General features: G+C 69.4%; 19 protein-coding genes and 3 pseudogenes. 8 read left to right on the plus strand and 14 right to left on the minus strand.

Annotated elements, in window-relative coordinates; all coding sequences use genetic code 11:
- The first annotated feature begins 76 nt into the window (after positions 1–76).
- From QQK29_RS13820 to QQK29_RS13830, 3 genes are read left to right on the plus strand one after another with little or no spacing between them, the layout of a single operon-like run.
- Entirely contained in the window at positions 77–1432 is a 1356-nt protein-coding gene (locus QQK29_RS13820; RefSeq protein ID WP_284301107.1) for an extracellular solute-binding protein, read from the plus strand.
- The gene (locus QQK29_RS13825; protein ID WP_284301112.1) at positions 1390–2223 is read left to right on the plus strand and encodes a carbohydrate ABC transporter permease; all 834 of its coding nucleotides are present in this window, start codon (positions 1390–1392) and stop codon (positions 2221–2223) included. Before QQK29_RS13820 ends, QQK29_RS13825 begins: the two co-directional genes overlap by 43 nt.
- Position 2224: 1 nt before the next feature.
- The gene (locus QQK29_RS13830; RefSeq protein ID WP_284301114.1) at positions 2225–3109 is read left to right on the plus strand and encodes a carbohydrate ABC transporter permease; all 885 of its coding nucleotides are present in this window, start codon (positions 2225–2227) and stop codon (positions 3107–3109) included.
- A 538-nt stretch (positions 3110–3647) separates the two neighbouring features.
- On the opposite strand, the gene QQK29_RS13835 is transcribed toward QQK29_RS13830, so the two are convergent.
- The 6 genes and pseudogenes from QQK29_RS13835 to gdhA all read right to left on the minus strand — a co-directional run bounded on the left by QQK29_RS13835 (position 3648) and on the right by gdhA (position 7968).
- Complete coding sequence (locus tag QQK29_RS13835) at positions 3648–4289, minus strand: GNAT family N-acetyltransferase (protein WP_284301116.1); 642 nt, start codon at positions 4287–4289, stop codon at positions 3648–3650.
- Positions 4255–4629 carry a DUF72 domain-containing protein gene (locus QQK29_RS18915; protein ID WP_488803245.1) on the minus strand — a complete coding sequence of 125 codons (375 nt, stop codon included), beginning with the start codon at positions 4627–4629 and terminating at the stop codon, positions 4255–4257. Before QQK29_RS18915 ends, QQK29_RS13835 begins: the two co-directional genes overlap by 35 nt.
- A gap of 140 nt (positions 4630–4769) precedes the next feature.
- Positions 4770–5069, minus strand: a pseudogene (locus tag QQK29_RS18920) (DUF72 domain-containing protein); the annotation flags it as partial.
- A 49-nt stretch (positions 5070–5118) separates the two neighbouring features.
- A pseudogene (panB, locus tag QQK29_RS13845) lies at positions 5119–5933 on the minus strand (3-methyl-2-oxobutanoate hydroxymethyltransferase).
- A 9-nt stretch (positions 5934–5942) separates the two neighbouring features.
- Positions 5943–6623, minus strand: a complete 681-nt coding sequence (locus QQK29_RS13850) for a lysoplasmalogenase family protein (RefSeq protein ID WP_284301118.1) — start codon at positions 6621–6623, stop codon at positions 5943–5945.
- A gap of 1 nt (position 6624) precedes the next feature.
- A complete protein-coding gene (gdhA, locus tag QQK29_RS13855) occupies positions 6625–7968 on the minus strand; it encodes an NADP-specific glutamate dehydrogenase (RefSeq protein ID WP_284301120.1) in 1344 nt (447 codons plus the stop codon).
- A 247-nt stretch (positions 7969–8215) separates the two neighbouring features.
- Here gdhA and QQK29_RS13860 point away from each other — a divergent pair.
- Both QQK29_RS13860 and QQK29_RS13865 read left to right on the plus strand, forming a co-directional pair.
- Positions 8216–9552: pseudogene (locus QQK29_RS13860) on the plus strand (glutamine synthetase family protein).
- The gene (locus QQK29_RS13865; protein WP_284301979.1) at positions 9549–12464 is read left to right on the plus strand and encodes a bifunctional [glutamine synthetase] adenylyltransferase/[glutamine synthetase]-adenylyl-L-tyrosine phosphorylase; all 2916 of its coding nucleotides are present in this window, start codon (positions 9549–9551) and stop codon (positions 12462–12464) included. Before QQK29_RS13860 ends, QQK29_RS13865 begins: the two are co-directional and overlap by 4 nt.
- 60 nt (positions 12465–12524) lie before the next feature.
- On the opposite strand, the gene glnA is transcribed toward QQK29_RS13865, so the two are convergent.
- Positions 12525–13949 carry a type I glutamate--ammonia ligase gene (glnA, locus tag QQK29_RS13870; protein WP_284301980.1) on the minus strand — a complete coding sequence of 475 codons (1425 nt, stop codon included), beginning with the start codon at positions 13947–13949 and terminating at the stop codon, positions 12525–12527.
- A gap of 142 nt (positions 13950–14091) precedes the next feature.
- On the opposite strand from glnA, the gene QQK29_RS13875 reads away from it, so the two are divergent.
- Complete coding sequence (locus QQK29_RS13875; protein WP_284301122.1) at positions 14092–14514, plus strand: RDD family protein; 423 nt, start codon at positions 14092–14094, stop codon at positions 14512–14514.
- A 184-nt stretch (positions 14515–14698) separates the two neighbouring features.
- Entirely contained in the window at positions 14699–15571 is an 873-nt protein-coding gene (locus QQK29_RS13880) for a hypothetical protein (RefSeq protein ID WP_284301125.1), read from the plus strand.
- Between the two features lie 6 nt (positions 15572–15577).
- On the opposite strand, the gene QQK29_RS13885 is transcribed toward QQK29_RS13880, so the two are convergent.
- The 4 genes from QQK29_RS13885 to QQK29_RS13900 all read right to left on the minus strand — a co-directional run bounded on the left by QQK29_RS13885 (position 15578) and on the right by QQK29_RS13900 (position 18446).
- Entirely contained in the window at positions 15578–16276 is a 699-nt protein-coding gene (locus QQK29_RS13885; RefSeq protein ID WP_284301127.1) for a DUF4191 domain-containing protein, read from the minus strand.
- A 20-nt stretch (positions 16277–16296) separates the two neighbouring features.
- Entirely contained in the window at positions 16297–17286 is a 990-nt protein-coding gene (gene lipA / locus QQK29_RS13890) for a lipoyl synthase (RefSeq protein WP_284301129.1), read from the minus strand.
- Positions 17283–17957 (minus strand): lipoyl(octanoyl) transferase LipB, encoded by a 675-nt coding sequence (gene lipB / locus QQK29_RS13895; protein ID WP_284301131.1) that lies wholly within the window; start codon positions 17955–17957, stop codon positions 17283–17285. The genes lipA and lipB overlap by 4 nt, the downstream gene beginning before the upstream one ends.
- 126 nt (positions 17958–18083) lie before the next feature.
- Entirely contained in the window at positions 18084–18446 is a 363-nt protein-coding gene (locus tag QQK29_RS13900) for a hypothetical protein (RefSeq protein ID WP_284301133.1), read from the minus strand.
- Positions 18447–18490: 44 nt separating this feature from the next.
- On the opposite strand from QQK29_RS13900, the gene QQK29_RS13905 reads away from it, so the two are divergent.
- The gene (locus QQK29_RS13905; protein WP_284301135.1) at positions 18491–19456 is read left to right on the plus strand and encodes a hypothetical protein; all 966 of its coding nucleotides are present in this window, start codon (positions 18491–18493) and stop codon (positions 19454–19456) included.
- On the opposite strand, the gene sucB is transcribed toward QQK29_RS13905, so the two are convergent.
- The 3 genes from sucB to QQK29_RS13920 form a co-directional block, all read right to left on the minus strand.
- Positions 19453–21033: a 2-oxoglutarate dehydrogenase, E2 component, dihydrolipoamide succinyltransferase gene (sucB, locus tag QQK29_RS13910; protein WP_284301138.1), complete on the minus strand. Its 1581-nt coding sequence runs from the start codon at positions 21031–21033 to the stop codon at positions 19453–19455. The genes QQK29_RS13905 and sucB overlap by 4 nt on opposite strands.
- Positions 21034–21083: 50 nt before the next feature.
- Positions 21084–22454, minus strand: a complete 1371-nt coding sequence (gene lpdA, locus QQK29_RS13915) for a dihydrolipoyl dehydrogenase (protein ID WP_284301142.1) — start codon at positions 22452–22454, stop codon at positions 21084–21086.
- A 98-nt stretch (positions 22455–22552) separates the two neighbouring features.
- The gene (locus QQK29_RS13920) at positions 22553–24046 is read right to left on the minus strand and encodes a leucyl aminopeptidase (RefSeq protein WP_284301144.1); all 1494 of its coding nucleotides are present in this window, start codon (positions 24044–24046) and stop codon (positions 22553–22555) included.
- Between the last annotated feature and the right edge of the window lie 61 nt (positions 24047–24107).

Genomic DNA, 24107 nt, shown 5'->3' on the forward strand with positions numbered 1-24107 from the left:
CGTAGATTGCCTCCGCGACGGGCGGCCGACGACGGCCCACGACGGGTGGGTCGGTCGGCGTCCAGACGGAGGGACCATGAAGAGCACCACCCGGGCGGGGGCGATCGTGGCGATGGGCACCGTTGCCCTGACGCTGGCATCCTGCGGATTCGGCGGGGGAGGTGGGGGCACCGGCGACTCCGATGGCATGACGCTCGACCTGCTGGTGCCGAGCTACTCCGACCAGACCCAGGGGCTGTGGGAGGACGTGATCGATGGCTTCGAGGACGCCAACCCCGACATCGACGTCAAGCTCGAGGTGCAGTCGTGGGACAACCTCGAGTCGGTGATCTCGACCAAGGTGCAGAGCGGTGAGGCCCCCGACATCTACAACGGCGGTCCGTTCGCCGGCTTCGCCTCCGACGACCTGCTCTATGCGGCCGAGGACGTGACCTCGCCCGAGACGCTGAGCGACTTCCAGGATTCGTTCCTCGCCAACGAGCAGCTCGACGGCACCACCTACGCCCTGCCGTTCATCGCATCCGCGCGCGCGCTCTTCGTGAACAACGCGCTGCTCGAACAGGCCGGAGTGGCCACGCCCCCGACCACCTGGGACGAGCTGCTCGACGCCGCGACCAAGATCTCCGCACTCGGCAACGGCATCGCCGGCTACGGCATGCCGCTCGGATCGGAAGAGGCACAGGCCGAGGCCGCCGTCTGGCTGTGGGGCGGTGGGGGCACGTTCGGCGACGAGTCCGCGATCACGATCGACGACCCGGCTAACCTGCCCGGCGCCGAGCAGATCAAGAAGATGATCGACGCGGGCGCCACCCAGGCCGACCCGGGCTCGACCGACCGCTCGCCGCTCATGGACATCTTCATCCAGGGCAAGATCGGCATGCAGGTCGGCCTCCCGCCCACGGTGGGACAGATCGCCGAGAACAACCCCGACCTCGACTACTCGATCGTGCCGATCCCGACGAACGACGGCTCGCCCTTCACGCTCGGCGTCGCCGACCAGCTCATGGCGTTCCAGAACGACGGCGACAAGCAGGACGCGATCACCAAGTTCTTCGACTACTTCTACTCGGCCGACGTGTACGTGCCGTGGGTGAAGGCGGAGGGCTTCCTTCCGGTGACGAAGTCGGGTGCTGAGCAGCTCGCGGGGGGAGGCGCTCGCGCCGTTCCTCGAGGTGCTCCCGGACGCCCAGTTCTATCCGAGCACGAATCCGAAGTGGTCGGCGGCCGACTCGGCCTTCAAGGCGCTCTTCGGTCAGATCCAGTCCAAGTCCGCGCAGGATGTCCTCACCGAGATCCAGACCCAGGTCGACGCAGGCTGATCGCGTGCGGAGTTCGCACGCCGGCGGGCCGCGGGCATCGCTCGCGGCCCTGCCGTGGCTCGCACCGGCGGTGCTGCTCATCCTGGGGGTGGTGCTGTTCCCTGCGGGGGTGATGGTCTACAACTCGACCCGCGACATCTCCATCTCCGGGGTCGACAAGGGCTCCGCCGGGTTCGCCAACTACGTGGAGGTGTTCTCCTTCCCGTACTTCTGGCCGATCCTGGGCCGCACGGTCGTGTGGGTCGTGGTCGTCGTCGGGGTCACCGTCGTGCTCTCGCTCGGCATCGCGCAGATCCTCGACAAGGCGTTCCCGGGCAGACGGCTCGTGCGGATGGTCGTGATCATCCCGTGGGCGGCCTCGGTCGTGATGACGACGATGGTCGTGTACTACGGGCTCGAGCCCTACTTCGGCATCATCAACCGGTTCCTCGTCGACGTCGGACTCGTCGACACCCCGGAGGGCTACGGCTGGACGCGCAACGCCGAGACCGCCTTCGCCTGGGCAGTGATCGTGGCCATCTTCGTGTCGTTGCCCTTCACGACCTACACGATCCTGGCGGGCCTCGCGACGATCCCGACCGAGACCCTCGAGGCCGCGAAGGTCGACGGCGCGAGCCCCGCGCGCAGCTATCTCACGGTCGTGCTGCCGCAACTGCGCGGGGCACTCTCGGTGGCGGTGCTCATCAACATCATCAACGTGTTCAACTCGCTGCCGATCCTCAAGGTGATGACGGGATCGATCCCGGGATACGACGCCGACACCGTGATGACGATGATCTTCAAGTACATCCAGAACCAGCACAAGGTCGATGTGGCGAGCGCCCTCTCGGTCGTCGCGTTCGTGATCGTGCTCGTCATCGTCGCGGTCTACGTGCGCGTCGTGCGCCCGATGCGGGAGGTGTGAGGTGACCTCCGCGACCGCGTCGCGCAGCATCCGGCGCCGACGCTACACGAGCGATCAGGTGCCGCTCGGTCGCGTGCTGCTGCGGATGCTGGGCGGTCTGGTCGTGCTCGTCGTGTTCGTGCTGCCCTACACGATCATGTTCTTCGGCTCGGTCAAGACGAAGGCGCAGATCCGTTCGGTGGAGCCCACCTACTTTCCGCGGGAGTGGCACTGGGAGAACTACCTGACGATGTGGTCGACGCCCGAGACACCGCTCGTGCAGAACCTCATCTCGACGATCGTGATCGCGAGCTGCGCCACGGTGCTCGCGCTCCTCGTGGCGGTGCCCGCCGCCTACTACACGGCGCGGTTCCGGTTCCCCGGGCGGTTCGCCTTCCTCGCGCTCGTCATCACGACGCAGATGCTGCAGCCGGCGGTGCTCACCTCGGGCCTGTTCCGGCAGTTCGTGGCGCTCGGGATGCACGACACCTGGGCGGCGATGATCCTGACGAACGCCGCGTTCAATCTCGCCTTCACGGTCTGGATCCTGCACTCGTTCTTCGCCTCGATCCCTCGCGAGATCGACGAGGCGGCGCAGCTCGACGGGGCAGGGCGCCTCGCGACCCTGTTCCGCATCAACCTGCCACTGGTCTGGCCCGGGCTCGTGACGGCGATCGTCTTCACCTTCGTCGCCGCGTGGAACGAGTTCGCGGCGTCGCTCGTGATCCTGTCGACGGCCGGCAATCAACCGCTCTCGGTGGCACTCACGAAGTTCGTGGGGCAGTACGAGACCTCGTGGCAGTACGTGTTCGGCATCTCGATCGTGGCGATCGTTCCGGTCGTGGTGCTCTTCATGCTCATCGAGAAGCGGCTCGTGGGCGGCCTCGCGACGGGTGGGGTGAAATAACCACGGGCTGCGCGGCACACGATCGTGCCGCGCAGCCCGTGGCCCGGCGGGATGGCTCAGCTGGACTGGTCGAGCGCGATGGCGAGTTCACGGGCGTCGGAGCCGACGGTGAGGTACTTCGGCTCACGCACGAGCGTGGGCACGTAGTCGCGATACTCCTGCGGCTGCGCAGCGAGGAAGGCCCGCTCGGCGTGTAGGCCACCAGCAGGCAGACGCCGCTCGTGTCGACATCGCCGTCATCGTCGATCGCGTACTCGAGATCGCGGATCGCCGCGATGTCGTCGGCGTCGAACGCCGCGACGAGCTCGTCGATCCCGGTGTGGAAGTAGCGGAAGCCTTCGACGACCTTCTCACCCGTGGGCTTGTGGATCAGGTCGGTGAAGACGAGCAGGCGCTTCTTGGTCTCGAAGGTGTCGGTCTGGGCTTTCAGCCAGTCGGTCAGGGGAGGTAGTCGGTCATCGGCTGCCTTCTGTGTGGTGGACGTGGGAGCGCTCTCACGAGCGCCACGAGAATAGCGCAGATTCCGGTCGCGTCGCGCTCAGGCTGGAGGAAGTCCGCCCTGCCGCCATTCGCGCGCGAGGATCGCGTAGTCGAGTTCGTCGCCCCAGCGGCCCTTGTACCACTCGCTTTCGACGAGCCGTGCCTCGAGCCGCATGCCGAGCCGCTCCGCCAGCCGCGCGGATGCCGTGTTTTCGGCGTCGATACGCGCCACGACGCGCCGCACCCCGTAGATGCGGAATGCCGCGTCGACGAGTGCACGGCAGGCTTCTGTCGCATAGCCGCGGCCCGTGACATCCGGGCGGATGACCCAGCCGATCTCGACCGTGCCGTTCGCGGCGTCCAGGTGGAACAGCACGAGGTCGCCGATGAGCTCGCCGTCGTCGCGTCGCACGATGGCGACCGGCACACCGCCGTTCTCGCCCTCGAGCGAGGTCGAGCCGAAGACGCGGCCGATGCGTGCGCGGATGTCGCCGGCCGTCTGCGGAGGGAACGGGAGGAAACGGCAGACGTCCGGATCGCCGCGGTACACCGTCATCGCCTCGACGTCGTCGTCGGTGAGGGGACGCAGGGTGAGGCGGTCGGTCTCGAGCAGCAGCTCGGCGGGCGCCGGGGAAGCACGAACGGCGAGGGCGCGGCGGGATCGATCATCTGGCCAATCGTGCCACGAGCGACATCGCATCGAACGGAGCGCGCACCTTGACGTCGTTGTCGAAGTAGACGTACACGTCGCGGTCGTGGTCGAGGTGGTCGCGCGTCCACTCCTCCCAGTCGTCGAGCGCCGCGTCGTCGTAGCCCGAGGTGTACAGCTCCTTGTCGCCGTGCAGGCGCGCGTAGGCGAAATCGGCGGTCACCCAGTCGAGCCGCGGCCAGCGTCCCTCGTTGTCGCCCAGCACGACGGCCACGTTCGCCGCGGCGGCCTGGTCGGCGAACTCCTGGTCGTCGAAGCTGTGAGCCCGCGGTTCGATCGCGTGGCGCAGCGGGCGCGGCTCGTCGATCTCGAGCAGTTCCTTGCCCCGCATCCGCTCGCCGCGGCCGCGCGCCAGCTCCAGCGCCCGCTCCGTGTCGTGGGGAAGGAGAGCGAGCAGCCGCTCGATGAGCTCGGGGTCGTAGTCGAGGTTGGGGGCAGCTGCCAGAGCAGGGGGCCGAGCTTCGGTCCGAGCCCGAGCAGGCCGGATGCGAGGAAGTTCGCGAACGGCTCCGCGACGTCGTCGAGGCGGCGGATGTGCGTGATGAAGCGCGGCACCTTCACGGCGAAGACGAAGTCGTCGGGCGTCTCCTCGCGCCACTTGCGCCAGCTCGCGGGCTTCTGCAGCGAGTAGAACGACCCGTTGAGCTCGATCGAGGTGACGCGCTCGGATGCGTAACTCAGCTCGTCGGCCTGCCGCAGGCCCTTCGGGTAGAACGCGCCGCGCCACGGCGCATACGTCCACCCCGACATCCCCACGCGTGCGGTCGCCATCCGTCCATCCTGACCCTGCGATCGCTCGTCGTCCACCGACGGACGTCAGCTAGTCGTTGTACGAGTTCTCGGGGCCGGGGTACACGCCGGAAGCGACATCGGCCGTCCAGGCGCGCGCCGCATCCGTGAGCACCTCGGCGAGATTCGCGTACTGCTTCACGAACTTGGGGATGCGCCCGGTCGTGAGCCCCGCCCAGTCGGTCCAGACGAGCAGTTGCCCGTCGGTGTGGGGGCCGGCGCCGACGGAGATCGTGGGGATCGTGAGCGCTTCGGTCACGCGTCGCGCCGCCTCGGCCGGCACCATCTCGAGCACGACGGCGAACGCGCCGGCATCCTCGACTGCTCGTGCGTCGGCGAGCAGCTGTTCGACACCCGACCCGCGACCCTGGATCACGTGACCACCGAGCTGATGCTCACTCTGCGGCGTGAACCCGATGTGCGCCATCACGGGGATGCCGGCCGACACGATGCGGCGGATCTGTTCGGCCGAGCGCACGCCTCCTCGAGCTTGACCGCGTGGGCGCCGGTCTCCTTCATGAAGCGGAAGGCGGTGTGGAGGGCTTCGTCGGTGCTGGTTTCGTACGACCCGAACGGCATGTCCGCCACGACGAACGCCCGCTTGACCGCGCCCGCGACCGCCCGCGTGAGGGGGATGAGCTCGTCGACGGTGACCGGCAGCGTCGTGTCGTAGCCGAAGACGTTGTTGCCGGCGGAGTCGCCCACCAGGAGGAAGTCGATGCCGGCACGATCGAAGATCGCCGCCGTGAGCTGGTCGTAGCTCGTGAGGCCGGTGATCTTGATGCCGTTGGCCTTCGCGTTCTGGAAATGCCGGGTGCGGACCTTCTTGACGACCTCGTCTGCCATTGGGTCAGTCTAGGCGGCGGCGACCGACGCGCGAGGCGACCGGGGGATCCGCGGCACCGCGGTGCGCAGCACACCGATCACGATCACCAGCTGGGCGGCGAGGTACAGGCCCATGATGAGTGTGTCTTCTGGCGGAGTCTGGAACAGCGGCGTGAAGATGCGGAAGGCGAGCAGCGAATCGCTTGCGACGAACAGGGCGCCGCCGATCGTCGTGAAGACGTTGCCGCGGGTGGCGGATGCGGCCATGAGCGCGAGCGCGGCTCCGTAGAGCGCGACGGCGGGCCAGGTCTCGTCGAGATACGGCCAGAGCGCGAGCAGCAACCCCGCGAACCACGGCACCAGGCCGATCGCCCACCACGACGGACGCCGACGGAAGCCCACATGGAAGACCGTGATGTAGGCGAGGTGCGCCGCGAGGAAGAAGCTCAATCCCACGAGGAAGAACGGCAGCATGACGTCGCCGAGCCAGGAGAGCGTCAGCGCCGTCACGAGCAGGGCGAGCACAGAGGTGCGCAGACGCAGGCGACCGGCCAGGATCACGATCACGACCCCGAGCAGCAGCGCGGGCATCGTGAGCCCCTTGGTGGCCCGATCGAGTTCGACGAGTCCCGCCAGCTTCACTGCGAGGTGGAAGATCGACACCGCCAGAAACGGCGCGAACCCTCCCAGCAGCAGCGGGACTCGCGGCATCTCAGATCAGACCCTGTGCGAGCATCGCATCCGCGACTCGCACGAAGCCGGCCGCGTTCGCACCGAGCACGTAGTCACCCGGGCGGCCGTACCGCTCGGATGCCGCGAACGCTGCGTCGTGCACGTTGCTCATGATGTCACGAAGGCGCGCCTCGCTGTCGTCGAAACCCCAGCGCTGACGCGAGGCGTTCTGGCTCATCTCGAGCGCCGAGGTGGCCACGCCGCCCGCGTTCGCGGCCTTGCCGGGCGCGAACAGCACGCCGGCCTCCTGGAAGGCCGTGACGGCCTCCGGGGTGCTGGGCATGTTGGCGCCCTCGCTCACGGCGATGACGCCGCCCGCGATGAGAGCGGCCGCATCGTCACCGTCGAGCTCGTTCTGGGTCGCGGACGGGATCGCGACGTCGCCCGACACCTCCCAGACGCGGCGGTCCGGCACGAACCGCGCCGAGCTGCGGCGTTCGGCGTACTCGGAGATGCGCACGCGCTCAACCTCCTTGAGCTGCTTGAGCAGCTCGAGGTCGATTCCCGCCTCGTCGACGATGTAGCCCGAGGAGTCGGATGCCGTGAGCGCCTTGGCGCCGAGCTGGTGCAGTTTCTCGATCGCGTAGATCGCGACATTGCCCGAGCCCGACACGATCGCCGTGCGCCCCTCGAGTCCCTCGCCGCGACGCGCGAGCATCTCCTGCAGGAAGAAGACGGCGCCATAGCCCGTCGCCTCGGTGCGCACCTCGGCGCCGCCCCACTGCACGCCCTTGCCGGTGAACATCCCCGACTCGTGGCGGTTGGTGATCTTGCGGTACTGGCCGAACAGGTACCCGATCTCGCGTGCGCCCACGCCGATGTCGCCCGCGGGAACGTCGGTGTGCTCGCCGAGGTGGCGGTAGAGCTCGGTCATGAAGCTCTGCGAGAAGCGCTCGATCTCGCGGTCGCTGCGGCCGTGCGGGTCGAAGTCGCTGCCGCCCTTGGCCCCGCCGATGCCCTGGCCGGTGAGGGCGTTCTTGAGGATCTGCTCGAAACCGAGGAACTTGATGATGCCGAGGTTGACGCTCGGGTGAAAGCGCAAGCCGCCCTTGTAGGGGCCGAGCGCGGAGTTGAACTGCACACGGAATCCGCGGTTCACCTGCACCGAACCCGAGTCGTCGACCCACGGGACGCGGAACATGATCTGCCGCTCGGGTTCGACGAGTCGCTCGAGGATCCCTGCCTCGAGGTATTCGGGATGCTGCTCGAGCACCGGTCCGATCGACTCGAGCACCTCGTGGAGCGCCTGGTGGAATTCGGGTTCGCCCGCGTTGCGGGAAACGGCGGTGCGGAAGACGTTGTCGATGTAAGCCTGAACGTGCACGTGTCGAAAGAGCTTTCTGCCGTGGAACGGCGTGGTGCTGATGTGGCCGAAGGGGCCGGACCTCTGCGAAGACGGCGGTCACGACGGAACGCCGCACCCGAGGTCGTCGGGTCGATGGCATCCTGCCGGCGCTTCACTGCGGAGCGGCCGACGAGGCGGGTGACGAAATCGACCGTGACGGCATCGTATCGGAGGGAGGCGCCGCTAGCCTAAGACGAGACCGTGACGCAGTGACGAGAGGACCCGGATGGACAAGCAGCGAGACTTCGTTCTGCGCACGATCGAGGAGCGCGGAGTGAAGTTCGTCCGCCTCTGGTTCACGGATGTCGTGGGCACCCTGAAGTCGGTGGCACTGGCCCCGGCGGAGGTCGAGGGGGCGTTCACCGAGGGCGTCGGGATCGACGGATCCGCGATCGAGGGGCTCACGCGCGCCTTCGAGGCCGACGTGCTCGCGCATCCGGATCCGACGACGTTCCAGATCCTGCCGTGGCGCGGGGAGGTCGACCCGACCGCGCGCATGTTCTGCGACATCTCGACGCCCGACGGGCAGCCCGCCGTGGCCGACCCGCGCAACGTGCTCAAGCGAGCGCTCGAGAAGGCGGCCGATCGCGGCTTCACCTTCTACACGCATCCCGAGATCGAGTTCTACCTGCTCAAGTCGAGCAAGCTGCGCAAGGGCCGCCCCGTTCCGGTCGACTCCGCCGGCTACTTCGACAACGTGCCCGGGGGACTGCGCACGACTTCCGTCGTCGCAGCGTGCGGATGCTCGAAGACCTGGGCATCTCGGTCGAGTTCAGCCACCATGAGGCGGGCCCCGGCCAGAACGAGATCGACCTGCGCTATGCCGACGCGCTCACCACGGCCGACAACATCATGACCTTCCGCACCGTCGTGAAGGAGGTCGCGATCGAGCAGGGCGTCTACGCGACGTTCATGCCGAAGCCGTTCTCGGAGCATCCCGGTTCCGGCATGCACACGCACGTCTCGCTCTTCGAGGGGGACGCGAACGCCTTCTTCGACGCGGGTGGGGAGTACCAGCTCTCGCAGATCGGGCGGCAGTTCGTGGCGGGCCTGTTGACCCACGCCCCGGAGATCACAGCGGTGACCAACCAGTTCGTCAACTCCTACAAGCGGCTGTGGGGCGGTGACGAGGCGCCCAGCTATGTCACGTGGGGCCACAACAACCGCTCTGCCCTCGTGCGCGTGCCGTTGTACAAGCCCGGCAAGGGGCAGAGCGCCCGTGTCGAGTACCGCGGCATCGACTCGGCGGCCAACCCCTACTTGTCGTACGCACTCCTGCTTGCGGCGGGGCTCAAGGGCATCGAGGAGGGTTACGAACTCCCGCCCGAGGCCGACTCCGACGTCTTCAACATGACGAACGCCGAGCGGCGGGCGCTCGGCTATCAGGCGCTGCCCTCGAGCCTCGACAGGGCGCTGCTCATCATGGAGGAGTCGGAGCTCGTGGCCGAGACACTGGGGGAGCAGGTCTTCAACTACGTGCTGCTCAACAAGCGGCGCGAGTGGGCCGGCTACCGATCCCAGGTGACGCCGTTCGAGCTGGAAGCGAACCTGGAGGCGCTCTGAGCCCCCGGGCGATCACTCTCACGGAGCTCGCCCGGCTGGGCTTCGCCGAGCTCGGGAGTGCTGCCGCTGCTCTTCCGGAGGTTCCGGATGCGGTGCTTCCGCTGTTCTCGTACGCCGCGGACCCCGACCAGGCGCTCCGCGAGCTCGTCGAGCTGCGCGAACGGGACGCGGCCGCGACCGACGCCGTGCTCGCCCACGAGGATGCCGCGCGGCGTCTGATCGAGGTGCTGGGCGCATCCGAGGGGCTCGCGGTGTTCCTGAAGCGACACCCCGCGGAGCTCGCGGTGCTGACCGAACCGATGGAGTCGCCCGCACCCGCGGCGAGCTACCGGGCGGCGTTGCTCGCGGCCGTCCAGGGGCTCACGGGTGAGGACGGCGCGAACGCCCTCCGCCGCACGTATCGCCGGGAGCTGGTGCGGCTCGCGGCGTGGGACCTCGACCAGCCCGAGCCGATCGACACGCTGCCGCAGGTGGCGGCGGCCCTCGCCGATCTCGCCGGGGCCGCCCTGGATGCCGCCCTCGCCGTCGCACGTTCCGGTTCGCGCTTCCCCGCCGACGAGGTTGCCGCAACGCAGCTCGCGATCATCGGCATGGGCAAGGCCGGCGCGCGCGAGCTCAACTACCTGAGCGATGTCGACGTGATCTTCGTCGCCGCGGGTGACGGCATCTCGGACGCGCGCGCCGTGGAGATCGCGACGCGCCTCGCCGTCGACACCATGAACGCCATCCACGAACTCGCGCTCGAGCCCCCGCTGTGGGAGGTCGACGCGAATCTGCGACCAGAGGGCAAGGACGGCGCGCTCGTGCGCACCCTGGACTCGCACCTCGCCTATTACGACCGCTGGGCGAAGAGCTGGGAGTTCCAGGCGCTGCTGAAGGCCCGGGCACTCGCGGGTGACCTCGAGCTGGGGGAGCGCTTCGTGGCGGGCGTCGCCCCGAAGGTCTGGTCGGCGTCGTCTCGCGAGGGCTTCGTGGAGTCCGTGCAGCGGATGCGCGAGCGCGTGCTCGCGCACATCCCGCGCGACGAGGTCGACGTGCAGCTCAAGCTCGGGCCGGGCGGCCTGCGCGATGTGGAGTTCACGATCCAGCTGCTGCAGCTCGTTCACGGTCAGGTCGACGGGGAGATCCGGCAGCGCTCGACACTCGACGCGCTCGACGCACTCGCCGAGCGCGGGTACATCGGCCGCGTCGAGGCCGCCGAATTCGGGCGCGACTACCGCTTCCTGCGCCTGCTCGAGCACCGCATCCAGCTGTCCCGATTGCGTCGCACCCACCTCATGCCGCGCAGCGAGGCGGAGCAGCGCGCCGTCGCGCGCGGCAGCCGGGTGGCGTCCACCGCCTCGGAGCTCATCGACACCTGGCACGGGGTGCAGCAGAGTGTGCGCGGGCTGCACGAGCGGTTGTTCTACCGTCCGCTGCTCTCGGCCGTCGCGTCGCTGCCGGAGGAGGGCTTCGCGCTCACGAGCGAGCAGGCCGAGGCGCGGCTCGCCGCGATCGGCTTCCTCGACCCGGGAGGCGCGCTGCGGCACATCGCGGCCCTCACGGGCGGTGTGTCGCGACGTGCGGCGATCCAGCGCGCTCTGTTGCCCGTCATGCTGCGGTGGCTCGCGGAGGGGGCGGATCCCGACTACGGGCTGCTCGCGTTCCGCCGGCTCTCGGAGGATCTGGGTGAGACTCACTGGTTCCTGCGGATGTTGCGCGACTCATCCGGCGTCGCCGAACGACTCACGCACGTGCTGTCGGGGTCGCGCTACATCGGCGGCCTGTTCGAGCGCATCCCCGAAGCGGCCGCCTGGCTCGAGAACGACGCCGAGCTGCAGCCGCGACCGCTTCCGGAGCTGCTCGACGAGACGGAGGCGACCATCGCGCGCTACGCGGGCGACGCGGATGCGGCGGCCAAGGCGTTGCGCACAGCTCGCCGCCGCGAGGTGCTGCGTCTCTCGCTCGCGGCGATGGTCGGCCTCGTGTCGGTCGAGGATCTCGGGGTGGCCCTGTCGGATGTGACGACGGCGATCCTCACGGGCGCGCTGCGGTTGGCGCGCCGCGGTTCCGATGAGCTCGAGTTCGGCATCATCGCGATGGGTCGCTATGGCGGGGCCGAGCTCGGGTTCGGCAGCGACGCCGACATCATGTACGTCTACCGGGGCACGAGCGGCGACGCCGACGCGGCGCAGAAGCGCGCCGAGCAGATCGTGCACGAGATCAAGCGCCTCACCGACGACGTGCGGCTGCCACTCGATCTCGACCTGGGCTTGCGCCCGGAGGGCAAGAACGGCGCGATCGTGCGCTCGCTCGAGAGCTATCGCGCCTACTACGCCCGCTGGTCGCTCACCTGGGAGGCGCAGGCGCTGCTCCGGGCGCGCGGCGTCGCGGGCGACGAGGCGCTGCTCGACGACTTCACGACGATGGCCGACGGCATCCGCTTTCCCGCGTCGATCGGTCCGGATGCGGTGCGCGAGGTCAAGCGCATCAAGGCGCGCGTCGAGTCGGAGCGGCTACCCCAGGGCGCCGACCCGGCGCGGCACCTCAAGCTCGGTCGCGGTTCCCTGTCGGATGTCGAGTGGCTCGTGCAGCTCTGGCAGCTCGAGCACGCCCACGACGTGCCGGCCCTGCGTACGACCTCCACGCTGCGCGCCCTCGCCGCTGCCGTCGACACAGGGCTCGTCACGGAACCGGATGCGGAACGCCTGCGCGCGGCCTGGCTCATCGCATCCCGCGCCCGTTCCGCGATGACGCTCTGGACCGCGAAGACCGCCGACGTGCTGCCCACCGACCGCCGCGCCCTGGAGGGCGTCGCGCGCCTCATGGAGTACCCGCCGCACTCCGCGAGCCGCCTCGACGACGACTACCTGCGCACGACCCGCCGTTCCCGCCAGGTGTTCGAGCGTCTCTTCTACGGCTCGCGCCTCTGAGAACGGCGTCAGGGCCGCCTTCCGAAGAAGACGGCCCTGACAGCGACGTTGGCGAGGGGCTTACACCCCGAAGTACAGCTCGTACTCGAAGGGGTGCGGGCGCTGGGCGAAGGGGAGGAGCTCCTTCTCGCGCTTGTAGGCGATCCAGGTGTCGATGAGGTCCTGGGTGAACACGCCGCCCTCGAGGAGGTAGTCGTGGTCGGACTCGAGGGCGCGCAGGGCCTCCTCGAGCGAGCCCGGCAGCTGCGGGATGTTGCGGGCTTCCTCGGGCGGCAGCTCGTAGAGGTCCTTGTCGACGGGCTCGTGGGGCTCGATCTTGTTCTTGATGCCGTCGATGCCGGCCATGAGCTGCACCGCGAACGCGAGGTACGGGTTGCCCGATGCGTCGGGCGCGCGGAACTCGATGCGCTTCGCCTTCGGGTTGGTGCCCGTGATCGGGATGCGGATCGCGGCCGAGCGGTTACCGGCCGAGTACACCAGGTTGACCGGCGCCTCGAACCCGGGGATGAGCCGGCGGTACGAGTTGACGGTCGGGTTGGTGAACGCCGAGATCGACGCCGCGTGCTTCAGGATGCCGCCGATGTACCAGCGCGCGATGTCGGAGAGGCCGCCGTAGCCCTGCTCGTCGTAGAACAGCGGCTTGCCCTCGTTCCACAGCGACTGGTGGGTGTGCATGCCCGAACCGTTGTCGCCCATGAGCGGCTTCGGCATGAAGGTCGCCGTCTTGCCCCACTCGAGCGCCGTGTTCTTGACGATGTACTTGAACTTCAGGATGTCATCCGCCGAGTGCACCATCGTGTCGAACTTGTAGTTGATCTCGCCCTGGCCGGCGGTGCCCACCTCGTGGTGGCTGCGCTCGACCTCGAGCCCGACCTCCATGAGCTTGAGCACGATGTCATCGCGGAGGTCGGCGTGCTGGTCGACCGGGGTGACGGGGAAGTAGCCGCCCTTGAAGGGGGTCTTGTTGGCGAGGTTGCCGCCCTCTTCCTCGCGCCCCGAGTTCCAGGCGGCCTCCGAGGAGTCCACCTCGTAGTACGACTTGTTCTGCTTCACCTCGTAGCGCACGTCGTCGAAGATGTAGAACTCCGCCTCGGGGGCGAAGAACGCCGTGTCGGCGATCCCGGTCGAGGCGAGGTACTTCTCGGCCTTCTTGGCCACCTGGCGCGGGTCGCGCCCGTAGACCTCGCCCGTGCGGGGGTTGTAGATGTCGAAGATGATGACGAGCGTGCGCTCGGTGCGGAACGGGTCGACGTACGCCGTGGAGATGTCGGGGATGAGCTGCAGGTCCGACTCGTGGATCGATTGGAAGCCGCGGATCGACGAGCCGTCGAAGAGCTGGCCGACCGTGAAGAAGTCCTCGTCGACGGTCGAGGCGGGGATGTTGAAGTGCTGCTGGATGCCCGGCAGGTCGGTGAAGCGGATGTCGAGGAACTTGACATCCGTGTCCTTGATGAACTTCAGCACCTCAGACGAGTCGCTGAACAGAGGCTTGGACATAGGGGAATACTCCAGGGGCGTGGAACGGGTCGGCTGCGGGTGCAGACGATGCGAGGTTAGGGCGACGGCATTTCCCGACGGTGACCGGTTTGTTTCCGGCATGTTACGCGGTGCTGCCTAGAGTGAGGGGGTGAGTTCTCCCGCCGCCGACCCCGTCGAGAACCGCTGGCCGGGAGAGAGGCTCGGGTTGCCCGAGTCGGGACCGCGCTCGATCGGGCGCCTGGGACGGCGTCTCATCGCGATCGTGATCGATTGGGGTGTCGCCTACCTGCTGTCGTGGGCGTTCTTTCCGACGCAGTTGGGCACCGACCCGTTCATCACGCTCGGCATCTTCGCGGCCCTGCAATATCTCTTCCTCATCGTCGTGAATGGCAGCCTCGGCCATCTTCTCGTCCGGCTCCGCGTGGTGCCGCTCGCGGGCGGCTACCTGGGTCTGTGGCGACCGCTTGTGCGCACGCTGCTGCTGTGTCTCGGCATCCCCGCGCTCATCTGGGATCGCGACCAGCGCGGCCTCCACGACAAGGCGGCAGGCACCGTCCTCGTGCGCGTCTGAGTTCCCCGATCGGCGAGCCTTGACCTGAGAAGGGCTCGGCGGGAGACTGTGCTCAAAGGACGCCACCCGAGACGTCTCCACTCCGGAATCCGGAATGCGAGGTGGCAGGGTGACGGCAGTCGGACATCACGGTCACCCGGCGCCTCTCTGGCCACCGGATGCGGCACCCGCGCACCACGGCGTCGTGACCGCACGCCACGTCGCGCTCGTGCTGGCGAGCTTCGCGCTGCTCATCGGCGCCTTCGCGCGCCCGATCGACGCGCCCACCTGGACGGTGCCGACGACTGTGCGGGATTCGGCACCGGGTGAGCAACTCGTGCGCGCCAGCGCGGTGGCGAAGCTGCGCGTGCTCGAGCAGGCGAGATCGGCGGCGCAGCTCGTGTGGGACGACTCCGCCGACCGCGTGCTCGACGAGTCGCCACGCGTGAAGCTGCATGCGGCCATCACCCGTGCCACGCAGGTCGCCGAGCGCGTCCGCACGAGCGTCGTCTGGCCGGGAACCACCCTCGAAGCGACAGTCGCAGCGAATGCGGTGGCACTCGATCACGCGAGCGTTGCGCTTGCCTCCGCCGTGAGCGGCGTCGACGACGCCGTCACGGCCTGGGAGGCCGAGCAGGCACGACTCGCCGCCGAGGCGGAGGCGGCACGGCAGGCGGCCGCAGCTGCCGCGGCGGCGGCACGGCACGCGGGCGCGCCGCGCGCCGCTCCGGCCGGGGTCGCCGGTGTGCACATCGAGAGCATCTGGACCTCGGGCGGCCAGTCCGAGATCGACGCGTGCCGCGGATCCGTCAACGTCGCGGCGGTTGCGAGCTACCTCGGTGCAGGCTTCTACGCGGCCGAGCACTGGTCGTGCGGTGGTTCGGCATGGCGCGGCATCGGAACCGGTTCGCTCGTCGAGTTCGCCGGTTACGGCACCTATCGCGTCGCCGGTCTCGTCGGCGGTCTCAGCTACGGCGTCGACGCATCCGTACTCCCCGCCGGATATGCCGGCTACTACCAGACCTGCATCGGCGGCAGCTCGTCGAACATGACGGTGTGGCTGCTGACCCGGGCCTGACGGTGATCAGCGCGGACGCGGCGCGCGCATCCGCATCGGGTCGATACCCCCGGGGATCTTGAACCCCTTGACCTTCGCGACCGAGGTGAGGCGCTTCTCGACCTGGATGACCTCGGCCTTGGTGAGCTTGCGCGGGAGGCGATTGAGCTTGCCGGAGATCTTGTGCAGCGGCACGGCATCCGTGTCGGGGCCGACGTAGATCAGGTGCAGCGGCACGTTCGGCAGCAGTCGCGCCACGGCCACCCGCTCCTTCTCGAGCATGGGCTGGGTGCGGGAGCGCGGCCCCTCGCCGATCAGGACGACGCCGGGGCGGCCGACGGCGCGATACACCGCATCCTTGGTGCGCGGGCTGAAGGCGATGGGCTCCTCGTTGCCGATCCAGGAGCGGCGCAGGCCGTTCTTGAGCACGGCCCCGACGGCGCCCGGCTGACCCGCGATCTGCGAGTACGCGGCACGTTCGGCCCGGCGCCCGAGGATCACGAGCACGAGCAGCAGCCCCGCCATGACGCCCGTGACGATGTAGAGGATCCAGGCGATCACGTTGTCGCCGAAGAACACCGAGAGCACGATGGCGATCGCGATCGGGATGAGGAAGGCGAGGATCAGATACCAGGTGATGTGGGGATCCGACCGACGGGTCATCTGGAAGACCTGCCACATCTGCTTGATGCGGCCGGGCTCCTTCTCGGATGTGCTGCGTGCCATGGCTTCCAGCCTAGGGTCTCCTAGGACACCGCCTGCGCGAACCCGAGTTCGCTGTCGGCGAGATGCGCCAGGTGCTCCGGGATGTCGCGGCCCTTCGCGAGCATCGACCGCGCCCACAGGCGGCCGGCGCGGTAGCTCGAGCGCACCAGGGGACCGGCGAGCACCCCGAGGAAGCCGAGCTCCTCGGCCTCCTCCTTGATCTCGACGAACTCCTCAGGCCGAACCCAACGCGCGACCGGCAGGTGGCGGGGAGAGGGGCGCAGGTACTGGGTCACGGTGATGATGTCGCAGCCCGCGTCGCGCAGCTCGCGAAGGGCGTGACTGATCTCGTGCCGCTCCTCGCCCATCCCCAGGATGAGGTTCGACTTCGTGATGAGTCCCGCCTCGTGGGCCGCGGTGATCACGCCGAGCGAGCGGTCGTAGCGGAACGCCGGGCGGATGCGTTTGAAGATGCGCGGAACCGTCTCGACGTTGTGCGCGAACACCTCAGGTCGGCTCGAGAACACCTCGCCGAGCAGCTCGGGGTTGCCGGAGAAGTCCGTCGCCAGGATCTCGACGCCCGTGCCCGGATTGGCGGCGTGGATGGCACGCACCGTCTCGGCATGCAACCAGGCTCCCTCGTCAGGCAGGTCGTCGCGGGCGACTCCCGTGACCGTCGCGTAGCGCAGGCCCATCCGCTGCACCGATTCGGCGACGCGGCGCGGCTCGTCGGTGTCATAGGCGGCGGGCTTGCCCGTGTCGATCTGGCAGAAGTCGCAACGCCTGGTGCACTGGCTCCCGCCGATGAGGAACGTCGCTTCGCGGTCCTCCCAGCACTCGTAGATGTTGGGGCACCCCGCTTCCTGGCACACGGTGTGCAGGTCCTCGCTCTTCACGAGCGACTGCAGCGCCGTGAACTCGGGCCCCATCTTGGCGCGGGTCTTGATCCACTCCGGCTTGCGCTCGATCGGGGTCTGGGCATTGCGTACCTCGAGGCGCAGCAGCTTGCGGCCCTCGGGAGGCGTGCTCATGCCGGTACCGCCACATCGTGCGTGGCGCGCGCGGCGAGACTGCCGGCGAGCGCGTTCTCGAAACGGCGGATGACATCCGGCACGACATCGCGCGGTGTCACCTGCCGCCCGAGCTCACGGCTCATCGTCGTGACGCCGGCGTCGCGGATGCCGCACGCGATGATCGAGCGATAGGGCACGAGATCGTTGCTGCAGTTCAGCGCGAAGCCGTGCATGGTGACCCCGTCGGCGACACGGATGCCGATGGCGGCGATCTTGTCGGCAGGGGCTCCCGGCCGATCGATCCACACCCCGCTGCGTCCCTCGACGCGCACGCCGGAGATGCCGTGGTCGGCGAGCACGTCGATCAGCAGGTCCTCGAGGCGTCGCACATAGGCGACCACGTCGATCGGGTCGGCGAGCCGCACGATGGGATAGCCCACGAGCTGTCCGGGGCCGTGCCAGGTGATCTTGCCGCCACGATCGACGTCGATGACGGGCGTGCCGTCAGCGGGCCTCTCGTGCGGTTCGGTCCGCTTGCCGGCGGTATAGACGGGCGGGTGCTCCAGAAGAAGCACGGTATCGGGCGCCCGGCCACTCGCGACGTCGGCGTGCAGAGCACGCTGGCGTTCGAGGGCCGTCGAATACGACACGGAATTGGCGCTTAGTCCCGCGTCGACATAGTCGACCACCCGTCAACCCTAACCCGTCCGATCCTCCCCAACCGACCGTTCGGGGTGGTGTTACCGATTCTCGGCGGATGCCGCCCGGGCCGGCGCACCGCGTCGCACGATCGTGGGGTGAGCATCGTGCGCGAGTTACCGGGGATCCGCATCGTCCGTCCGCTCGGAGGCGACGCGCACCGCGAGCGTTGGCTCGTGCGGCTGGAGGGCGAACGACCGCGGCCCGCCGTGCTCGTGCGGCCTCTCGACACGGTCGGGGCCCGCATGGTGCGCGCCGAGGCCGTCGCACTGGATCGAGCTCGGGGTGCCGGAATCGTCTCGCTCGTGGATGTCGTCGATGATCGGATGGGCGCCGCCGTGCTGCGCGACCATTGCGTCGGTCCGCGCCTGGCGACCCTGCTCGCCGAACGCGAGCAGTGGGATGCCGGCGAGGTCGTCGCCGTGCTGCGCCCCGTCGTGGAGGCGGTCGCGCGGCTGCACGCGGCGGGCGTCGCGCACGCTGAGCTGAGCGCCGCCGCGGTCGTCGTGGCCGAGACCGGGGAGTGCTCGTCGATCTCGGGCACGCCGAGCTGTTCGCGCCGGGTTCGCCTGAGGCCGTGCTGGCGCGGCTCGGCGCCGTGGCCCGCGATCGGGATGCCGTGCGTGCCCTCGCCGGCGACGTACTGCAGCGGGTGGCCGGCTCGCGGGCGCGAGCGGCGCACGTGCTCGCCGACGCGATCGAAGAGACCCCCGCCGCGGCGCTCGTCGCCACCCTTGGAGATGGCCTCGTCGACCTCGCGGCGGCCGTGCCCGTTGCACGTCTCGACCCGCCGTCGCTCGACCCGTCAGCCCGCCAGTCTCAGGCGATGCGACTCGTTCCCGTCGTGCAGGACGAGGTCACGGCCGAGCCCGAGGCCGATTCCACGGTGCGATCCCAGCGATACGCGGCGGTGTCGGCGCGGGTATCGGCGAGGGCGCGTGCCCTGCGCGCTCGCCTCGACGCCCTTCCGACCGCCCGGCGCCGCCTCGTGGTCGCGGGTGGGGCGGCCGTCGCCGCCGGGGCGGTGCTCCTGGCCCTTCCGACCGCCGCAGACGCGCAGGGATCGCGGCCGGCCGGCGAGCTGCGTCCGGCCGCGGCCTCCCCAGAGGTGACCGAGCCCCCTCCCGCTGAGCCCCGCGAGACCGCGACCGATGTCGTGATCGCGGGCGATGATCCGGTCGCCGCCGCGCTCGCGCTGCTCGAGAGACGTGCTGGCTGCTTCGCCGAGCTCTCGGTGCTGTGCCTGGAGCACGTCGATCAGCAGGGTTCCTCGGCGTTGACGGCCGATCGCGCCGCCATACAGCAGCTGCGCGACGGCGACGAGGCCGACTACGCCACGGCGGAGGCCGACGCCGCGCGGCTCGTGGAGCGACTGGGTGACAGCGCGCTCGTGGAGGTCGGCCCGCAAACGGCTCCGGCCTCGCTGCTGCTGATGAGAAGCGAGGCCGGATGGCGTATTCGCGACTGGGTCGCGAGCGGAATCGACTAGATGCCGAGCGATCCGCGGAAGTCGCCCGCCTCGAGGCGCGCCTTGACGGCACCCAGGAAGCGTGCCGCATCCGCACCGTCGACGATGCGGTGGTCGTACGACAGGGCGAGGTAGACGGTCGAGCGCACGGCGATCGCGTCGGTTCCGCTGTCGCTCACCACGACGGGCTTCTTGGTCACGACACCGGTGCCGAGGATCGCGACCTGCGGCAGGAACACGAGCGGCGTGTCGAACAACGCGCCACGCGATCCGGTGTTGGTGAGGGTGAAGGTGCCGCCGGCGAGCTCGTCGGGCTTCAGCTTGTTGTCGCGCGTGCGCTCGGCGAGGTCGGCGATCTCCTTCGCGAGAGCGGCGATGTCGAGCTCGCCCGCGTCGCGGATCACCGGGGTGAGCAGACCGCGCTCGGTGTCCACCGCGATCGAGAGGTTCTCGGTGTCGGGGTAGACGATGTTGTCGCCGTCGACCGTCGCGTTGATGATCGGGAAGGTGCGCAGCGCCTCGGCGGCCGCCAGGGCGAAGAAGGGCAGGAACGAGAGCTTCGTGCCCGTCTTGGCCAGGAAGTCGTCCTTCACCTCGTTGCGCAGCGCCGCGACCTTCGTGACGTCGGCCTCGACGACCGTGGTGAGCTGGGCGGTCGTGGTCATCGAGACGACGGCGCGCTCGGCGACGACCTTGCGCAGACGCGTCATCGGCACGGTCGTGCCGCGCAGCGGCGAGACCTCAGCGGCGGGCGCGGGAGCGGCGGGTGCCTCGGATGCAGGAGCCGCGGCAGCCGGCGCGCTCGTCTCGGCGGCGGCGAGCACATCCTGCTTGCGGATGCGGCCTCCGACGCCGGTGCCCGACACCGTGTCGAGCTCGACACCCTTCTCGGTGGCGAGCTTGCGCACGATGGGGGTGACGTAGCCGACGCGGGACGACGGGGCGGCGGCCGCGGCGGCAGGTGCTTCCGCTGCGGGCGCGGGCGCCTCAGCAGCGGGGGCCGCGGGTGCCTCAGCAGCGGGAGCAGCGGCAGGAGCCTCGGCGGCAGGGGCGGCAGCTGCTTCCGGTGCCGGCTGGGTCGCCGGCGCCTCAGCTGCCGGAGCGGGCGCCTCGGCAGCAGGAGCCGGCGCCTCGGCGGCCGGAGCGGCTTCCGCGGCCGGAGCCGGTGCCGCCTCGGCGGCAGGCGTCGGAGCGGGAGCGGGCTCAGCCGCAGGAGCCTGGGCCGCAGGAGCCTCGGCCGCAGGAACTGCTTCGGCTGCGGGGGCCTCAGCAGCGGGAGCTGCTTCGGCAGCGGGGGCCTCAGCAGCGGGAGCCGCCTCGGCGGCCGGCGCCTCGGGAGCGGCGGCCTCGCCGCCACCCGAGCCGTCGCCGATGCGCACGAGCGGTGCACCGACCTCGACGGTCTCGTCTTCGGCCACCAGGATCTCCTCGACCACCCCGGCGACGGGGGAGGGGATCTCCGTGTCGACCTTGTCGGTCGAGACCTCCAGCAGAGGCTCGTCGACCTCCACGCGGTCGCCGACCTTCTTCAGCCAGCGGGTCACCGTACCTTCCGTGACGCTCTCGCCGAGCGCCGGGAGGCTGACGGATTCGCTCATCGGTGCTGCTCCTTGTTCAAAGCCGTGTCGTTCTAGCTTAGCTGTGGCGCTCAGACGTGAAGGGGCTTCCCGGCAAGAGCCAGGAAGGTCTCACCGAGAGCCTCGTTCTGCGTCGGGTGGGCGTGGATGTAGGGGGCGATGTCCTCGGGGTACGCCTCCCAGTCGACGACGAGCTGCGACTCGCCGATGAGCTCACCGACGCGAGCTCCGATCATGTGCACACCCACGATGGGGCCGTCGTTGACGCGCACGGCCTTGACGATTCCCGAGGTGCCGATGATGTGGCTTTTGCCGTTTCCGGCGAGGTTGTACTCGAACGCGGTGATGTTCTCGGCGCCGTACTTCTCGGCGGCCTTGGCCTCCGTGAGACCGACCGAGGCGACCTCGGGGTCGGAGTAGGTCACCTTGGGGATGTTGACGTCCTCGACCATGATCGGATCGAGGCCCGCGAGCACCTCGGCCACGAAGATGCCCTGCTGGAAGCCGCGGTGCGCGAGCTGCAGGCCCGGCACGATGTCGCCGACAGCGTAGACGCCGGGCACGGTGGTCTGCAGCTTGTCGTCGACCACCACGAAGCCGCGGTCGAGCTGCACGCCGACCTCTTCGTATCCGAGGTTCGCGGTCAGCGGGCCGCGACCGACGGCGACGAGCAGGAGGTCGGCCTCTACGGTCTCGCCGTTCTCGAGCGTCACGACGACGCCCGACTCGTTCTGAGTCACGCCCGAGAAGCGCACGCCGAGCTTGTACTCGATGCCGCGACGGCGGAAGGCCCGCTCGAAGTGCTTCGAGATCGACTCGTCCTCGTTGGGCACGAGGTGCGGCAGCGCCTCGATGATCGTGACGTCAGCACCCCAGCTCTTCCAGACGCTCGAGAACTCGACGCCGATCACGCCGCCGCCGAGCACGGCCACCTTCTTCGGCACGAAGTCGAGGGCGAGGGCCTGCTCGGAGGTGATGACGCGTCCGCCGATCTCGAGGCCGGGGAGCGTGCGCGAGTAGGAACCGGTCGCGAGGATGACGTTGGTGCCTCGGATGGTCTGGTCGCCCACCTGCACCGTGTTCGGCGAGGTGAGGCGGCCGGCGCCCTCGATGGTCGTGATGCCGCGACCCTTGATGTGCGCCTGGAGGCCCTTGTACTTGCCCGCGACGATGCCCTCGCGGTAGCTCGTGACGGCGGCGATGTCGATGCCGCCGAACTGGGTGGTCACCCCGTACTTGGCCGACTCGCGTGCGACATCCGCGACTTCGGCGGAGTGCAGGAGGGCCTTCGTGGGGATACAGCCGACGTGGAGGCAGGTGCCGCCGACCTTGTCCTTTTCGATGAGGGCCACGGACTTGCCGAGCTGGGCGTAGCGGAGGGCAGCGGCGTAGCCACCGCTTCCCGCTCCCAGGACGACGAGGTCGAAGGTCTGCTCGGACACTGGAGAAACTCCCTTGCGCTTCACGTGTCGGAAACCCCGCGTCATCGGTGGTGTCGCGGAGCGGAATCGGCAAGGCGTTCCTTGCCTCCACGACCCTACTACGGCTGTGCGAGCTCCGCCGTCAGCGCGAGGAGCGTTCGCACGGCCACGGCGCTGGGCCCCTTGCCTACGGCGCCGTAGGGCGATCCCGAGTTGTAGGCGGGTCCGGCGATGTCGAGATGAGCCCATCCGATGCGCGCACCGGGACCCTCGCCGCCCGCCTCGCCGACGAAGGCGCGCAGGAAGTGCCCGGCTACGAGCATGCCGCCCGCGGTGTGCCCGGGCTTCGCATTGGCGAGGTCGGCGACGTCGGAGTCGAGCACCGAACGCAACTCCGCGGGAAGCGGCATCGCCCACATCGATTCATCGGAGGCCTGCGCGGCGGCGAGCACCCGGTCGACGGCGGGTGCATCGCCCATGACCCCGGCCGTGCGCTCGCCCAGTGCCACCCGGGCGGCCCCGGTGAGGGTCGCGACGTCGACGAGCAGGTCGGGGCGCTCGGTCGCGGCTGCGGCCAGCCCGTCGGCAAGCACCAGGCGACCTTCGGCATCCGTGTTGGTGACTTCGACGGTCGTGCCGTTCCACATCCGCAGCACGTCGCCCGGACGCACGGCACTGCCCGAGGGCATGTTCTCGGCCAGGCAGAGCCACGCGGACACCCGCACGGGGAGTGCGCGTCGCGCGGCATCGAGCACGACCGCGAGCGCGGTCGCGGCACCCGTCATGTCGTACTTCATCGTGGGCATCGAGGCAGGCGGCTTGAGCGAGAGCCCGCCCGAGTCGAAGGTGATGCCCTTGCCGATGATCGCGAGGTGCCGCTCTGCCCCGTCGGGTGCATAGCGCACGACGGCGAGGCGGGGCCCGCGCGTCGACCCGCTGCCGACGCCGAGGATGCCTCCGTAGCCCTCGGCCGCCAGGCGCTCTTCGTCGAGCACGTCGATCTCCACCGGGAGGCCTTCGGCGAGTGAGTGCACGCGCTCGACGAAGGTCGCGGGGTAGAGGTCGGATGCCGGCTCGTTGACGAGGTCGCGCACGAGATGCGTCGCGAGGGCGGTAGCCCCGGCCGCAGCCACGATCCGTTGACCGTCCAGCGCGTCCGGCGCGTGCAGGGCGATGTCGCTCACCGGCTGCTTGGCGCTCAGCTCGGACCCCGTGCGATAGGCGAGATAGGCGTAGGCACCGCTCGCGGCCGACTCGAGCACGACGGTGGCCTCCGCTTCGTCCGTGACGGGCAGGGCGAGCACGATCGAGGCGAGCCCGGCACTCGAGCGCCCGACCGTACCGGCGGCCGAGCGGAGCGCGGAACGCGACGCTTCGGCGCCGAGGCCGACGAAGGCGACGGGGGAGCGCCATCCCGCGGGAACGGGGCCTCGGCGGAACTCGTCGGCTGCGCCCGTCACCCCGAGCGGGATGAGCAGGGCCGCGAGCTCCTCGGGTGCGTCCTCGAGCGCGATGACCGGCCCGTCGGGGCCTCGTCGCACCCCGACGACGACGAGCGACGCGGAGAGTCGAGAGAGCGGCAGGGAGGTCACGGAGAGAGCGGGCACGGCCATGGCGCCAGGCTAGTCGCCGTCGGAGCGACGTGTTCGCTGTCAGCATGACGCCGCGGGCCTC

It is taken from the genome of Homoserinibacter gongjuensis (genome assembly GCF_030161875.1).
GTDB classification, from domain to species: domain Bacteria; phylum Actinomycetota; class Actinomycetes; order Actinomycetales; family Microbacteriaceae; genus Homoserinibacter; species Homoserinibacter gongjuensis.

Excerpts from the sequence above, each read along its gene's own strand:
- lipA (WP_284301129.1), bottom strand. The coding sequence starts at position 17,286 with ATGAGCACGCCTCCCGAGGGCCGCAAGCTGCTGCGCCTCGAGGTACGC.
- QQK29_RS13820 (WP_284301107.1), top strand. The coding sequence starts at position 77 with ATGAAGAGCACCACCCGGGCGGGGGCGATCGTGGCGATGGGCACCGTT.
- QQK29_RS13920 (WP_284301144.1), bottom strand. The coding sequence starts at position 24,046 with ATGGCCGTGCCCGCTCTCTCCGTGACCTCCCTGCCGCTCTCTCGACTC.
- QQK29_RS13850 (WP_284301118.1), bottom strand. The coding sequence starts at position 6,623 with ATGCCGCGAGTCCCGCTGCTGCTGGGAGGGTTCGCGCCGTTTCTGGCG.
- QQK29_RS13885 (WP_284301127.1), bottom strand. The coding sequence starts at position 16,276 with ATGGCACGCAGCACATCCGAGAAGGAGCCCGGCCGCATCAAGCAGATG.
- QQK29_RS13835 (WP_284301116.1), bottom strand. The coding sequence starts at position 4,289 with ATGCGATGTCGCTCGTGGCACGATTGGCCAGATGATCGATCCCGCCGC.
- sucB (WP_284301138.1), bottom strand. The coding sequence starts at position 21,033 with ATGAGCGAATCCGTCAGCCTCCCGGCGCTCGGCGAGAGCGTCACGGAA.
- QQK29_RS18915 (WP_488803245.1), bottom strand. The coding sequence starts at position 4,629 with ATGCGGGGCAAGGAACTGCTCGAGATCGACGAGCCGCGCCCGCTGCGC.